The organism is Lamprobacter modestohalophilus, from assembly GCF_016583905.1.
Taxonomy (GTDB): domain Bacteria; phylum Pseudomonadota; class Gammaproteobacteria; order Chromatiales; family Chromatiaceae; genus Lamprobacter; species Lamprobacter modestohalophilus.
Genome location: NZ_NRRY01000016.1, coordinates 82,010 through 96,059, shown reverse-complemented (window position 1 = coordinate 96,059; position 14,050 = coordinate 82,010). Strand labels below are relative to the sequence as shown.

The 14,050-nt window shown below is 64.0% G+C and carries 9 protein-coding genes; 7 read left to right on the top strand and 2 right to left on the bottom strand.

Features of this window, described 5'->3' with window-relative positions; genetic code table 11:
- Positions 1 to 78 precede the first annotated feature (78 nt).
- The gene (locus CKO42_RS11460; RefSeq protein ID WP_200243892.1) at positions 79 to 1,857 is read right to left on the bottom strand and encodes a sensor domain-containing protein; all 1,779 of its coding nucleotides are present in this window, start codon (positions 1,855 to 1,857) and stop codon (positions 79 to 81) included.
- Positions 1,858 to 2,125: 268 nt separating this feature from the next.
- On the opposite strand from CKO42_RS11460, the gene CKO42_RS11455 reads away from it, so the two are divergent.
- The 3 genes from CKO42_RS11455 to CKO42_RS11445 all read left to right on the top strand — a co-directional run bounded on the left by CKO42_RS11455 (position 2,126) and on the right by CKO42_RS11445 (position 6,581).
- Entirely contained in the window at positions 2,126 to 2,485 is a 360-nt protein-coding gene (locus CKO42_RS11455) for a hypothetical protein (protein WP_200243889.1), read from the top strand.
- Between the two features lie 205 nt (positions 2,486 to 2,690).
- Entirely contained in the window at positions 2,691 to 4,970 is a 2,280-nt protein-coding gene (gene recD2 / locus CKO42_RS11450) for an SF1B family DNA helicase RecD2 (protein ID WP_200243886.1), read from the top strand.
- Positions 4,971 to 5,195: 225 nt separating this feature from the next.
- Complete coding sequence (locus tag CKO42_RS11445; protein WP_200243883.1) at positions 5,196 to 6,581, top strand: alpha/beta hydrolase; 1,386 nt, start codon at positions 5,196 to 5,198, stop codon at positions 6,579 to 6,581.
- A 94-nt stretch (positions 6,582 to 6,675) separates the two neighbouring features.
- Here the strand turns inward: CKO42_RS11445 and CKO42_RS11440 are convergent, their stop codons facing one another.
- Complete coding sequence (locus CKO42_RS11440; protein WP_200243880.1) at positions 6,676 to 7,734, bottom strand: undecaprenyl phosphate translocase family protein; 1,059 nt, start codon at positions 7,732 to 7,734, stop codon at positions 6,676 to 6,678.
- A 449-nt stretch (positions 7,735 to 8,183) separates the two neighbouring features.
- On the opposite strand from CKO42_RS11440, the gene CKO42_RS11435 reads away from it, so the two are divergent.
- The 4 genes from CKO42_RS11435 to CKO42_RS11420 all read left to right on the top strand — a co-directional run bounded on the left by CKO42_RS11435 (position 8,184) and on the right by CKO42_RS11420 (position 14,043).
- Complete coding sequence (locus tag CKO42_RS11435) at positions 8,184 to 9,080, top strand: isocitrate lyase/PEP mutase family protein (protein ID WP_200243877.1); 897 nt, start codon at positions 8,184 to 8,186, stop codon at positions 9,078 to 9,080.
- Positions 9,077 to 10,573 carry a Mur ligase family protein gene (locus CKO42_RS11430; protein WP_200243874.1) on the top strand — a complete coding sequence of 499 codons (1,497 nt, stop codon included), beginning with the start codon at positions 9,077 to 9,079 and terminating at the stop codon, positions 10,571 to 10,573. Before CKO42_RS11435 ends, CKO42_RS11430 begins: the two co-directional genes overlap by 4 nt.
- On the top strand, positions 10,570 to 11,811 hold the full coding sequence (locus CKO42_RS11425) for a hypothetical protein (RefSeq protein ID WP_200243871.1): 1,242 nt from the start codon (positions 10,570 to 10,572) through the stop codon (positions 11,809 to 11,811). The genes CKO42_RS11430 and CKO42_RS11425 overlap by 4 nt, the downstream gene beginning before the upstream one ends.
- 279 nt (positions 11,812 to 12,090) lie before the next feature.
- Complete coding sequence (locus tag CKO42_RS11420) at positions 12,091 to 14,043, top strand: DUF4914 family protein (RefSeq protein ID WP_200243868.1); 1,953 nt, start codon at positions 12,091 to 12,093, stop codon at positions 14,041 to 14,043.
- Positions 14,044 to 14,050: the final 7 nt, after the last annotated feature.

The following is a 14,050-nucleotide window of genomic DNA, read 5'->3' as shown; positions in this document are numbered from 1 at the left end:
TCGAGCAGGTGCTTGAGCGCATGCCCTGGCCGGCCCGACCGGCGCGACGACGACCGCGACCAGCGAAGCGGCCTTACCTCACGCTTGTGGCGGCTTAGCAACAGTGGACCAAGGGATGATCAAGGCCACCGGGGGCTTCAGCGCTTCCATCAGCTTGTGCAGGATTGCGGCAATGGTCGCTGAGCTGTCGACCCCCTCGAGCAGGACGATGAACTCATCGCCGCTGATGCGCGCGACGGTATCACCGGTACGCAGGCTCTCGGTCAGGCGCTTGGCGAACTGCTGCAGCAGTTGATCGCCCGCCGTATGGCCTAAGCTGTCATTGATGTGCTTGAAGCGATCGATGTCGAAAAACAAGAGGGCCAGCTTGCCATTGCGCCGTTTTGCCTGGCGCATGCTATGACGCAAGCGGGCATTCAACAGCAATCGATTCGGCAGGCCAGTCAGGGCGTCGTGCTGGGCGAGGTACTCTAGGCGTTCTTCGGCCTCTTTCATCGGCGTAATGTCGGTGAAGACCCCGACATAGCCCGTCGCTTTGCCCTGGCCATCGCGCACTGCACTAATGGTCAGCAGCTCCGGATAAATCATCCCATCTTTGCGCCGATTCCAGATCTCACCACGCCATTGACCGGTCTCTTCCAATGACTGCCACATGGCCTGATAAAACCCATGCTCATGCCGACCTGACTTCAGGATGCGCGGATTTTCACCAATCGCCTCCTCGCGTTCATAGCCCGTCACATCGACAAAGGCCTGATTGACATCGCGGATCTCGCCATCAAGCGTTGTGATCACGACGCCCTCCGCGGTGTTGGCGAACACCGCGGCGGCCTCTCGCAGCTTCTCCTCAGCCGCTTTGCGCTCGCTGATATCAAGCACGATTCCATCCCAGAGTACGCCGCCCTCGGCGGATCGATAAGGCAGCGAACGCACCGCAATCCACCTCCGAGTCCCGTCTGGCAGGCGTTGCGGTAACTCCATGTCAACGATACTCAGATCGCAAGCAGAGCGCTCATTCGAGGCGAACACGAACTGATCGTAAGGTGCCTCGGTGAGACTGAAGACCGACGCCGCATCGGCCAGCATGCGTTCACGACTGATGCCCAGGATCTGCTCGACGCCGCGTGAGGCATAGGTGAAGCGGTAATCGCCATTCGGATCGCGGTAAAGGCGATAGATCGCCCCGCCGGGTAGGTTGTCGCCAACCGACTCCAGCCGCTCAGCCGCCTCCTGGGCAATGGCTTCGGCCTGCTTGCGCTCGGTCACATCGAGCATCAGCCCTTCGAGGACGATTCCGCCCTCATGATCCTTATCGGGCACGGCGCAGCCTTGCTCCCAGACCCAGATCAGATTGCCATCCTGCCGGTAGAGCCGATATTCAAACTGAAAGGGTCGGTCTGCCTTGATGGCCTGTTGGACCTCATCCCAGACGTACTGCCGGTCGTCCTGGTGGATCAGCTCAGCGTAGGCTGTCCCTGTCGTGCCGATGAGCTCCGCCGGCGCATAACCGGTCAGTTTTTGCGCGGCCCGGCTGACATAGCGCATGGTCCAATGACGATCGTCCTCACAGCGATACACCATGCCGGGAAGGTTCTCGACCAGCGTCGAGAAACGCCGCTCACTCTCTTCGCGTCGCCGCAACTGCGCCCGGAAAAGCACGAACAACAGGATTGCGGTCACCGTGACGAAGCCTAGACCCTTGACCGTTTGCCACATCAAGACGGTTTGCGGTAGGACGCCGAACAACGTCAGCAGCCAATCGGAGGTCAAGATCCAGCCGACAGCGACCAAGGCATAAAGCACCGCCGTGTGCAACGCGGAGCGCGAGGCTGAAGATGGGTCGCGGCGTTGCGGCATGGTCATACCTGGAGGGGGCCTGACATCAAGCCGCAGGTCACCTGCTTGCTGTCGCTGTTGTTAAACCGTTCCTAGAACCCTGACTGCTCTTTGAGCATAGTCCCATCCGGTCGATGTGTCCGAGCTTGGAATCGGGCCAAACGCTCATCACGCGGCGCCACCCCGGAAGATGAATCGCGTGAGATTCACATGAACGAGTGACCAGGGGTCGATCGCAGCGATCTCGTTTAGACTCGTCACTGTCATTCAAACCTCCGGAGCATGACGCATGCTGAGATTGGCGCAGTCCGCGGCGGCCTCGAGCACCCCCGCATTCAATACCACCCTCGCCAGGGAGTTAGAGGCCCTAGGACCGCAACATCCAGCGCTGCATCCGATGCTCCAGTCCGGTCTTTCGCAGAGCAGCGCGGTGGCCGATGAGCCTGTCTCGATCTGCATCTTAGGGGTTGATGAGGACGAGGGGCAAATCCGTGCACGGCTTGGGGTTGTGTACGCCGGGATCATCGCCGGCTGCAGCTGCGCCGATGATCCTACGCCGGTGGACAGTCTCACCGAGCGTTGCGAGCTACTGCTGGATCTGGATTGCGCCAGCGGCTCGGCGCGGCTGAGCCTGCTGGATCGCTGTTGAGGCCCTGCGACCAGCGCATCAGAGCCAATGCCCCCCAACACGAGCATCGCAAGAGCATCTCAAGAGCATTTGAAGACGCTTTACCCATGACTGCTCACCTAGCCGCTGCGATGTGTGGCTACGCATTCTGTCTAGCGCACTGTTTTTTAAAGCTTTAATCTGCACACATCTGCGTCACCCACGTCATCCGCGGTTTAATCAGTCAATGGCAGCCATCAGCGAGCTCCGACCTGAGGAGACAAGCCCCGCAGCACCCGAGCACATCAGCGGCGCCATCGAGCGCGTCACCTTCCACAACTCGGAGAACGGCTTTTGCGTCCTGCGCATCAAGGCGCGCGGCCAATATGACCTGATTACGGTGATCGGCCAGGCCGCCAGTGTCACCGCTGGCGAGTACATCGAGGCCAGCGGACACTGGGTCACCGATCGCACCCACGGCCTGCAGTTCAAGGCCAGCCTGCTCCAGGTGATCCCGCCCAGCACCCTAGATGGGATCGAGCGCTATCTCGGCTCGGGGATGGTCAAGGGCATCGGCCCGCACTTCGCCCGCACCCTGGTCAAGGCCTTTGGTGAGCGCGTCTTTGCGGTCATCGAGGACAATCCAGAACAGCTGCTGGAGCTACCCGGCATCGGTCGCAAACGCCAGCAGCGGGTCACCGTGGCCTGGGCCGAGCAGAAGGTGATCCGCGCCATCATGGTCTTCCTGCAGTCACACGGCGTCGGCACCGCGCGCGCTGTGCGCATCTACAAGACCTATGGCGAGGAGGCGGTCGAGCGGGTGCGCGAGAACCCCTACCGGCTCGCGCTCGACATCCACGGCATCGGCTTCAAGACCGCCGATGCGCTGGCCCAGCGCCTGGGCATCCCGCCCGACTCGCTGATCCGTGCGCAGGCCGGCGTCCGCCATGTCTTACAAGAGATCGCCGGCAATGGCCACTGCGCCGCCTGGCACGATGAGCTCGCCGAGCAGGCGACGGCGCTGCTCGCGATCCCGCCCACCGTGATCGAGCAGGCCATCGCCAGCGAGCTTGAGGCCGAGCATCTGATCGCCGAACAGATCGACGAGCGGCCAGCACTGCTGCTGACGCCACTGCAGCGCGCCGAGCAGGGCATCGCGCTTGGCGTGCAGCGGCTGCTGAGCGGAACACCACCCTGGGGTCAGATCGATCCGGAGCGCGCCCTGCCCTGGGTCGAGCGGCAAATCGAGCTGCAGCTGGCTGCGTCGCAGCGCGCCGGGATCGCGCAGGTGATCAACGCCAAGCTCAGTGTCGTCACCGGCGGCCCGGGCGTCGGCAAGACCACAGTGGTCGATGCGATTCTGCGCATCCTGCAAGCCAAGGCGGTGCGCGTGCTGCTCTGCGCCCCCACCGGACGTGCCGCCAAGCGCCTGACCGAGACCACCGGGCGCGAGGCCAAGACCATCCATCGGCTGCTCGACTTCGACCCGCAAGCGATGGCCTTCAAGCGCGACCAATACAGCCCGCTCGACACCGACCTGATCATCTGCGACGAGGTCTCGATGGTGGACACCGTACTGATGAACCAGCTGCTGCGCGCGGTGCCAACCGGAGCCGCCGTCATCCTGGTCGGCGATGTTGATCAGCTCCCCTCTGTCGGCCCTGGGTCCGTGCTCGCCGACCTGATCAACTCCGAGCGCGTACCAACGGTGCGCCTGACCGAGGTCTTCCGCCAAGCGGCGGCCTCGAGGATCGTCGTCAACGCACACCGCATCAATGCCGGGCGCATACCGGAGGCGCCGCGCGACGATCAACCCAAGAACGATCAGCCCAACAGCGACTTCTATTTGATCCGTTGCGACTCCCCAGAGCAAATCCACGAGCGACTGCTCAAGGTGATCACCGAGCGCATCCCGCAACGCTTCGGCCTCGATCCGGTGCGCGACATCCAGGTACTGACCCCAATGAACCGCGGCAGCCTCGGCGCCCGCGCCCTCAACAGCGATCTGCAACGTGAGCTCAACCCGAGCACGCAGCCGCGCCTCGAGCGCTTTGGCTGGACCTACGCCCCAGGCGACAAGGTGATCCAGCTGGTCAACGACTATGACAAGGAGGTCTTCAACGGTGACATTGGCCGCATCCTCAGCATCGACACCGCTGAGGGGCTAGTCACGATCGGGGTCGACGGCCGCCAAATCATTTACGAGACCGGCGAGCTCGATCAGGTCGCCCTCGCCTACGCGACCAGCGTGCACAAGGCCCAAGGCTCCGAGTACCCAGCCGTGGTGATCCCGCTCGCGACGCAGCATTACAACCTGCTACAGCGCAACCTGCTCTACACCGCCGTCACCCGCGGCAAACGGCTCGTCGTGCTCATCGCCCAGCCCAAGGCCCTCGCCATCGCGGTGCGCCAGCTCGGCAGCCAACGCCTGACCCGACTGCGCCAGCGGTTGTTGGAACTGAACCCCGTCACAGCCCAATCTACCCCGGGGGCATTCGCGCTCACCCAGCCGTTTCTTGACCCCTGATCCTGGCGCCCGGATGCCGCTTGCTGCTCGAACGGATAACCCGCAGAGGGCGCAGATGCACGCCGATTGAAATCTGATGAAACGAGACCAGAGCAAGGATATCGAGGCCACCCAAGCGATGCAGCAGGGATCAGCCGAAGCGTGCAGCGTCTAGACGCGTCGCTATGCCTCAATGCAGACTGCGGTCACTGCCGCAAAGACGCACCAGACCAAGGCCTAAAACCAATGCCAGGACTGCTCACAAAGACCCTCATCCTGCTGCTCAGCAGCGCCATCATCAGCGGCTGCGCCAGCACCGCGCGAGAGCTGATGCCGACACCAGTCGTCTACCAGCAGCCCGGTGGAAAGCCGCTGTTCGACCCGGAGCGGCAAACGCAGCGGCAACCGGATGTCGACCTGCTCTACATCACCGACCGCGCGCAGCCCACCCCTGAAGAGGTCGAGCGGGCGAAGGCGGCAGGAGAGGCCCTCCCCTATGGTCAGGAGCGAGCGCGGCGAATCGCCTTTGGGTCGGCGCAGGTGCGGCTCGTCCCTGCAATCGATTGGCAGGGGCTTGCGGAGCAGAGCCAGCTCGCCGAGCGCACGCGCCCGGTTGAGCTGGAGCTTGGCCGGGTCAAAGAACTGGGAGCCTTCCCGGACGAGCCCTATCAGATCAAGCGCAATCCGCAAGGCTTGCTGTTGCGCGATCGCCACGAGCTAGCCCGTCATGCCGCAGCCAGAGAGGCGCTCCAAGACGAGATCCGACGCCGTCTCGAAGGCTCTCCCACGGGTGAGGTCATGCTCTATGTGCATGGCTTCAACGAGACCTTCGCCAACGCCGCCTTCACCACCGCCGAGCTGTGCCATTTCCTTGGCCGCGAGCCGGTCTGCAGCTTCTTCACCTGGCCGGCCTCGACCACCGGCAACTTCCTGATCTCTTACACCAACACCACCGAGACGGCAGACTTCGCCGTCGCGCACCTGAAGAAGACCATCCGCACCATCGCCACGATGCCGGAGGTGAAAGGGATGCATGTCCTCGCCCACAGCCGCGGTGCTGCAGTGACCCTCTCGGCGGCCCGTGAACTCGTGCTCGAGGCCATCGCGGCCGGCAAAGAACCGGCATCGCTGTTCAAGGTCAAGAACCTGGTCCTGATGTCACCGGACATCGATATCGACATCGCCTCGCAGCAGCTGACCGGTTTCATCTCCGATCCCGACTTGGTCACGGTCTGGCCCGAGGCACGTTTGCCGCGCACCCTCGATGGACGCCTGACCGTCTACTCCTCGCCCAAGGATCGCGCCTTGCAGGTCTCGCGCATCCTGTTCCGCAGCCGCACCCGCGTTGGTCAGTTGACCCCGGACAAGATCCCCGACACGGCCCAGCGCTACCTGGAAACCCGTGGCGGCACCGATCTGATCGCCTATGAGGGCAAGCGCACAGACCTCTTCGGGCACGGCTACTTCACGACCAATCCGCGCGTCAGCTCCGACCTTGTGCAGTTGATCCGCTTCGGCAAGAAGCCCGGTGATCCGGGCCGTGAGCTGATCCGCACCGGCCGCGTGACCTGGCGCATCCCGTCCGAGGGCGAAACGGGCATCGAGGCCGATGGCTCAGTCGTCGCCGATTGAGCGCTGATTTTAGGATCACTGTTGGGCGATGATCGGGAAGGGGAAAATCGACAGCCGCTAAGACGGTCATTACTCGTGCTGTCGCACGCCGCTTTCAGTGCTTGTGCGCTGCCGCCGAGGTCGGCGAGACTTCGGACTCCTCGCCCCCAATCCGTGCAATGCCCAGGGTCACTAAGAACCCAGCGAGCATGAGCGCCAGGCTGCCGCCAAGCTGGCTGGGACTGGGTGTAAAGCTGCGCTGGGACCAGTCCTTGGCGTTCTTTGGCGCTGCCAGCTCGGCGATATTCTGCTCGGTGACGAGCTGGCCCTCGAAGACATCACCAAGCTGGGGTGGAACGCCTTCTCGGAATGGGTAGAGCCCCGCGGGTGCGGCAAGCAGCAGACCTAGCAGGACGCCAATGGTCGCCTTCTCGTAGCGATGCAGCAGGAAGCGCAGCAGGTTAGCGACCACCACCACGCCGAGAACGACACCGATCCCCACCGGCACGATGACGCCGAGCTGGGCTAGCACCCCGGCCAGATCCAGCTGGGTCGCAGCCGAGACCGCGTCCTTGATAGCATTGATAATCGGCTCGTACTGGCCGAGCAGCAACAGCAGGTAGGCCCCACTCACCCCCGGCAGGATCATGGCCGAGGCCCCGGCCATGCCGGCGACCCCCAGCATGAGCCAATTGGTCTGGACGCTGCCAGCGTCAGCCGCGCTGCCTTGGAGCAGGGCCAGAGTGAGCATAGCCAGGGCACCGGCGGCGACACCGGCGTAAGCAGCACGATTGAAGGGCCGGGTCATGCGCAGCAGCAGCGGCGCGCCGCCGAGGGTCAGGCCGATGAACAGGCTGAACATAGCCCAGCGGAAGTCCACCAGGGTTTGGGCGATCAGGCCACTCAGGGCACCGATCGCCACCAGTGCGGCTAGGACCACCACGGCGAGCAGCGCCAGGTTAGAGATGCTTAGGCGCAGCCGTGTCACGTCGCTCACGGCGTCGATAAAGCGCCGATAGATGCCCACCGCCACCAGCATGGTGCCGCCGGAGATCCCCGGCACCAGATTCGCCAGGCCCATCATGGCGCCACCGATAGCTGCGCGGAAGGCGAGCGCTGGGGTCAGTGGCTCAGGCTGTTCGTTGTTCGATACGGCTTCAGGGCGGGACAGCATGGTGTTCCTCAGCAGGCGATGGCATGCCGCTTCTCTTTTGAGCACTCTTGGCAGCCGTTAAGGGTCAACTCGATCGATCTAGTGCCACTGGGATGATGGCCACACCCCTCCCGGTCGATGAATCGATGACGGATCAGGCTAATCCAAGCAACAGTCCGCGGCAAACAGAAGATCGGCAGCAGAAGCCCCATCAAGTCCCATAAACCGCAGATGACCGAGAGAGAACCTCAGTATCTGAGCTTCGAATGCTCTTCTTGGTTGAGTCTGTCTGCGACTCCGCGTACGACAGCAGGGCAGAGTATGGAGCCTCGGAACCGGTTGATGGACAGGGTTTCGGACCGAGTAAAGCCTGCTTGTGCCCCGCTCGTCAGCGCTGCAAAATCCGAGCCGAGCGTTGGCCAGTTACGCTGACGTCACCAAAACCCCAGGCCGAACAGGAGCTCCAGCCGATGGCCACCGACACCCTGACCACCGCCCCCAACCAGCTGCGCGCGCTGCTCGAGCAAGGCGGCCTGATCTCGATGCCCTGCTGTGGCGATGCGCTGAGCGCGACGCTGATCGAGCAAGCCGGGTTCTCGCTGACCTTCATGTCCGGCTTTGCCGCTGCCGCGCATCGGCTCGGCGCGCCGGATACTGGTCTGATGTCCTACGCCGAGGTCTTGGACCAGGGCCGCAACATCCTCGAAGCGGTCAGCATCCCGGTCATCGGCGACGGCGATACCGGCTACGGCAACCCGTTGAACCTGCAACGCACGCTGCGCGGCTTCGCCAAGGCTGGCTTCGCGGCGATCATGCTCGAGGATCAGGTTGCGCCGAAGCGCTGTGGTCATACCCGCGGCAAGGCCGTAGTGGAGCGCGAGGAGGCCTTTGATCGCATCCGCGCCGCGGTCGAGGCGCGCGATGACGACGCAGACATCTTGATCCTAGCGCGCACCGATGCGCGCGCACTGCTTGGTCTGAACGAGGCGATCGAGCGCGCCAATCGGTTCCGCGAGCTGGGTGCCGACATGCTCTTCGTCGAGGCACCGGAAACGCGCGAGGAGTTGGCCACCATCTGTCGCGAAGCCCCTGGCATCCATATCGCGAACATGCTCGAGGGTGGCGTGACCCCGATCCTGCCTCCAGCCGAGCTCGAGGCACTCGGCTACCGCATCGCCGCCTACCCGCTAACCTTGTTGGCGACGGCCATGCAGGCCATGACCGAGGCCTTGGATGCGCTCAAAGCAGGCCGTCATCCACAGCGGCTGATGGCCTTTCCCGAGCTGCGCCGCCGGCTTGGCTTTGAGGCCTATGACGCCACCGCAGCAGACTATGGACCTAATCGCGCGACTGGGAGCAAGGCTTGAACACAGACCCATTGCACGAAGTCATTAACACCTGCCGCTTCACCAAGGCCCCCGACCTCGACGCACTCGACCTCAGCGGCCTGACCGATATCCAATGGCGCGCCGACCGCTGCACACCCAGCTCGATCCTCTGCTTCCAGCGCTTTGATGACGGCAGAACCGATGCCGAGATCATTGAGCGCTATCTGGCGCACAGTGCCTTTGGTGCCCTGGTGACCAACCGGCCGCTCGGCGCCGGTCAAGAGGCCGGCATGCGCCAAACCGAGTCAACCCTGCTTGAGCCGCTCGGCGGACGCCCGGTCTTCGTCACCGCCCCGGATGCCTGGGGCGAGACGCTGGAGCGGCTTTGCGATCATTTCTATCCGACCGGCCCCGCCCAGTGGCAGATCGCCGGCGTCACCGGTACCAATGGCAAGACCACCACCATCAAGTACTTGGAGTCGATCCTGCTCGCGGCCGGGCGCAAGGTGCTCAGCATCGGCACCCTAGGGCTCTCGCTGAACGGCCAGCCGCTGGCCGAGACCGGCTTCACCTCGCCACCCTATATCGAGCTGCGGCGCATCCTCAGCGACTGCCGCGCCGAGGCAGACACCCTGGTGATGGAGGTCTCCAGCCACGCACTGCACCAAGGCCGCGTGCAGGGGCTGCGCTTCGCGGCCGCGGCCTGGACCAACTTCAGCCAAGATCATCTCGACTACCATGGCGACGAGGCGAGCTATTTCGCCGCTAAGGCGATGATCCTCGATCAGCTCGCCGACGGCGTGCCGCTGCTCACGACCAGCGCCGAGGTCGAGCGCCGGCTGCGCGTCGAGCGTGAGACCGAAGTGTCGGTGGCTCGGATCGAAGCAGCGCCGATACCGGACGAAGCGCTGCGGGCGCGCCCGTTTTTAGCGCTGAGCTTCAATCGCGCCAACTCTGCGCTGGCTTGCGCGCTGGCGACCCGGCTGCTCGGCTCCGAGCCCGAAGCACCTTGGCATGCCCTGCAGCCCGTCGCCGGGCGCTTCGACTGCTTCGTCCATCAGCAGCGCACCATCGTCATCGATTTCGCCCACACCCCGGATGCGCTCGAGAATATCCTCGGCGCCATCCGCGAGGCCTTCCCGCAAGCCAAGATCCTGACCCTGTTCGGCTGCGGCGGCGACCGCGACCGCAGCAAGCGGCCGTTGATGGGCGCGGCGGTCTGTCGTGGCTCGGACCAGGTGATCCTGACCTCCGACAATCCGCGCTTCGAAGAGCCACAAGCCATCGCCGACGATACCCTCGCTGGGATGCGCGACTGCCTTGAGCCACCGATCCTGATCCTGGATCGGGCCGAGGCGATCGCCGCGCTGTTCGACCACCTCGCCGCGCGCCCCGACGACGAGTCCTGGGTCGCGCTGATCGCGGGCAAGGGCCATGAGCCTTACCTCGACCAGCAAGGGGTGAAGCGCCCCTATAGCGACCGCGACCAGGTGCAGCTCAATCTGCGCCGACTCGGATGGGAGATGACATGAGACGGACAGACCAGCCGGGCAGGCAACAGCGGAGCAACATCGACATCGACATCGACATCGACATCGACAAGGATCGCCCCGCGCTTAGCGCTTGGTGGACAGTCTATGAAGCCCACAGAGCCTCTACGCTTAGCACCGCTGCACGCGAAACGCCTGCACTCGGCACGCTGCTGAAAGGCAGCTTTAGACCACTGCGCTGTCTGGCTGCCATCCTGGTCCTTGCAGTGCTGTTCGGCTGCGCCGGCGACGGCTCGAGAGGCACCTCGATGACCATCAGCGACTGCCTGGAGCCAACCCGTACCAACTCCGCCGACATCCGTCGTAACCTCAGCCGCATCCAAGCCACAGGTCTCTGCTATCGGCAGCAACAGGTGCACGAAGGCCGCTTCCGCTGGACCTTCCACATCCTCGAGCATCAGCAGCATCCGCAGGGACCATTCTGGATCTTGCCGCACGACAACGAAGACACCGCCTTCGAAGTCGCAGTCCAGACGGTGATCGATTATGGCGGCGGTCTGCTGGCGGTCGACAGTGGCGGGCAGCGCAACTTCCTGGGCCAGGACCCCAATCGCAATTTCAGCCGCTCCCATGCGGAGTCCAGGCGCTGTCGTGGTCAGCGCGAGCCCGCCCCCGGCTACAGCCAGGCGGTGTTGGATCATTACCGAGATCGCCGCGGCCCCGTCCTAGCCCTACACAACAATCACAACGGCTGGAGTGGCAATGGCGGCGTCGGCACCATCTCGATGGCCCGCGAGAGCGCGTCGCTCAGGGCTTATCCGGGAGCCCGGCTGAACGGCAATCCAGGCATCCAGGCGAGCCGCAGCAACATCAGCGGCAGAAATGCCAGTCGCGTCAGCAGCACCGGCACTTCTAGCAGCACCGGCAGCAGTAACAGCAGCAATGGAAGCATCAAAGGCAACCGCAGATTAGGCGATGAGGACAACCTGATCTTCGTCGTGGGCTCAGCACCACTCAGCGCCGACCCCGCGCTCAAACGTCGGGTTGCTGCGCTCAATGCCGCTGGCCTGAATGTGATGCACAAGCAGCTGAACAGCACCAATTTCGACTGCTCTCTGTCCGACTATGTCGCCCGTCATCGGCTCGGTGAGTATTACAACATCGAGGCCGAGCACGGTGACCGTCAGACCCAGCAGCAGATGGTCGAGCGCCTGCTCGCCGTGCTCGGCATCGAGCGGTTGAGCGCACCACGCACCAGCTCGCCGTTCTTGCAGCAGTAGCCCGCAGCGTTCACCCACATCACGACAGACGCAACGCAGGGCCGAGGCGAATCGGCACTGCTCGCAAGAAACACATCGAAAAATCCGAAGTTTTTGAACGTTTTCTCGAAGACATCGGCAGCCTGATAAGCTGATCGGCAGCGACCAGTCTCGCTATGATCAACCCACCTCAATCTTGAAGTGACCGCCGCGACCAGGGTCGCAGCCTCATAAGCCGCGCCGTCAGAACCGCGCTGCTGAGGCGAGTCCCTTCGCGCCGGCTCCATACCGGGTCCAATCATGTCCCCACTCGATCATTCCTCCCCGTCTCCCCGCCCATCGACAGGCGGGAATCAGCCATCGCGCCAGCTGCTCGATCTTCCGCTGCCGCCGGAGACGCGCGCGCTGCTTGCCGCGGCGCCAAGTGTCACCGTAGCTGGCTCCCACGAGGAGCTGATCGCCCTCGCTGTCCGCGATGCGCGCGAGGGAAACCATGAGGTCGACTACGAGGTGCCCGGGGTCGGCCGCGTGGTCGAGGCCAATGTCTGCCGCACCCGCAACGGCATCTCAGCCAACTACATCGATCCTTACATGCGTCGGCGCGACCCCGATTGCATGGTCATCGGCGACGAGCGCCCGACGGACAAGACCACCTATGTCGAGCGTTTCGGGGCATCCTTCGACCCCGTGCGCGAGGAGACCTTCGCGTGGCTGAAGACGCAGCCGCTCGCCGTCTTCGCCTTCTATGCCGGGCTGCCGAGCCCGGCCACTCAGGCGCTGGTGATCGCACCGGACAATGCCGGCTTCTTCGCCCTCGGGCTGGCGCTGCTGCAAGGCATCGTCCCTGTCGAGGACCTGCCCGATGACTTCCAGCCCAAGGCCATCATCTACGTCGCGCCGCCATTTCGGCACACCCACTTCGAGGGTCGCCAGGTCGTCGTCCACAACCGCCGCGATGGTCTCCACGAGGTCTTCAGCTACAACCTCTACCCCGGCCCCAGTGCCAAAAAAGGCGTCTACGGGGTGCTGCTCAACATCGGCGAGGAGGAGCGCTGGGTGACCATGCACTGCGCCACGGTGCAGGTCGTCACCCCCTATGAGAACAAGGTGGTGATCTCGCACGAAGGCGCCAGCGGCGGTGGCAAGAGCGAGATGCTCGAATACGCGCATCGCCGGCCCGATGGCACCCTCTTGATCGGCCGCAACCTCGAGACCGGCGAGAAGCGCAAGTTCACCCTGCCCAAGGGCTGCGATCTGCGCCCGGTCACCGATGACATGGCGCTCTGCCATCCCTCGCTGGAGAAGGGCAACGGCAAGCTGAGCCTGATCGATGCCGAAGAGGCCTGGTTCGTGCGCTGTAACCACATCGACCGCTACGGCACCGATCCGCACATCGAGGCGCTCACCGTGCACCCGCCGGAGCCGCTGCTGTTCCTCAACATCGAGGGCCGCCCAGGCGCCACCACCCTGATCTGGGAGCACATCGAGGACGCCCCGGGCGAGCCTTGCCCGAACCCACGCGTGGTCATCCCGCGCAAGATCATCCCGGATGTGGTGAATGGCGCTGTCGATGTCGACGTGCGCAGCATGGGCGTGCGCACACCGCCCTGCAGCGCCGCGCGGCCCACCTATGGCATCGTCGGCCTATTCCATCTGCTACCACCCGCCTTGGCCTGGCTGTGGCGGCTGGTCGCGCCGCGCGGTCACGCCAACCCAAGTATCGTCGAAACGGCGGGCATGACCTCCGAGGGCGTTGGCTCCTACTGGCCGTTCGCCACCGGGCGCATGGTCGATCACGCCAACCTGCTGCTGAATCAGATCATCGAGACGCCCGAGGTGCGCTATGTGCTGATCCCCAACCAGCACATCGGCATCTGGGAGGTCGGCTTCATGCCGCAGTGGATCGCCCGCGAGTATTTCGCGCGTCGCGGTGGCGCCCGCTTTGCCGCCAACCGGATGCGGCCGTCGCGCTGTTCCCTGCTGGGCTACACCCCCGGCAGCATCATGATGGAAGGCAGCACGATCGGGAACTGGTTCTTCGAGGTCGAGCATCAGCCCGAGGTCGGCCCCGCGGCCTACGACCAAGGCGCCGCCATCCTCACCGAGTTCTTCCATCGCGAGCTCAAGGCCTTCCTCGGCCCCGATCTGCTGCCGACGGGTCAGCGGATCATCGAGTGCTGCCTGCAGGGTGGCCACCTGGAAGACTACCAGCGACTGTTGGATCTCCCGTTCCTCGAGCCGGACGAAGGCTGAGGACATC

Excerpts from the sequence above, each read along its gene's own strand:
- CKO42_RS11425 (WP_200243871.1), top strand. The coding sequence starts at position 10,570 with ATGAGACGGACAGACCAGCCGGGCAGGCAACAGCGGAGCAACATCGAC.
- CKO42_RS11455 (WP_200243889.1), top strand. The coding sequence starts at position 2,126 with ATGCTGAGATTGGCGCAGTCCGCGGCGGCCTCGAGCACCCCCGCATTC.
- CKO42_RS11420 (WP_200243868.1), top strand. The coding sequence starts at position 12,091 with ATGTCCCCACTCGATCATTCCTCCCCGTCTCCCCGCCCATCGACAGGC.
- CKO42_RS11445 (WP_200243883.1), top strand. The coding sequence starts at position 5,196 with ATGCCAGGACTGCTCACAAAGACCCTCATCCTGCTGCTCAGCAGCGCC.
- CKO42_RS11460 (WP_200243892.1), bottom strand. The coding sequence starts at position 1,857 with ATGCCGCAACGCCGCGACCCATCTTCAGCCTCGCGCTCCGCGTTGCAC.
- CKO42_RS11440 (WP_200243880.1), bottom strand. The coding sequence starts at position 7,734 with ATGCTGTCCCGCCCTGAAGCCGTATCGAACAACGAACAGCCTGAGCCA.
- recD2 (WP_200243886.1), top strand. The coding sequence starts at position 2,691 with ATGGCAGCCATCAGCGAGCTCCGACCTGAGGAGACAAGCCCCGCAGCA.
- CKO42_RS11435 (WP_200243877.1), top strand. The coding sequence starts at position 8,184 with ATGGCCACCGACACCCTGACCACCGCCCCCAACCAGCTGCGCGCGCTG.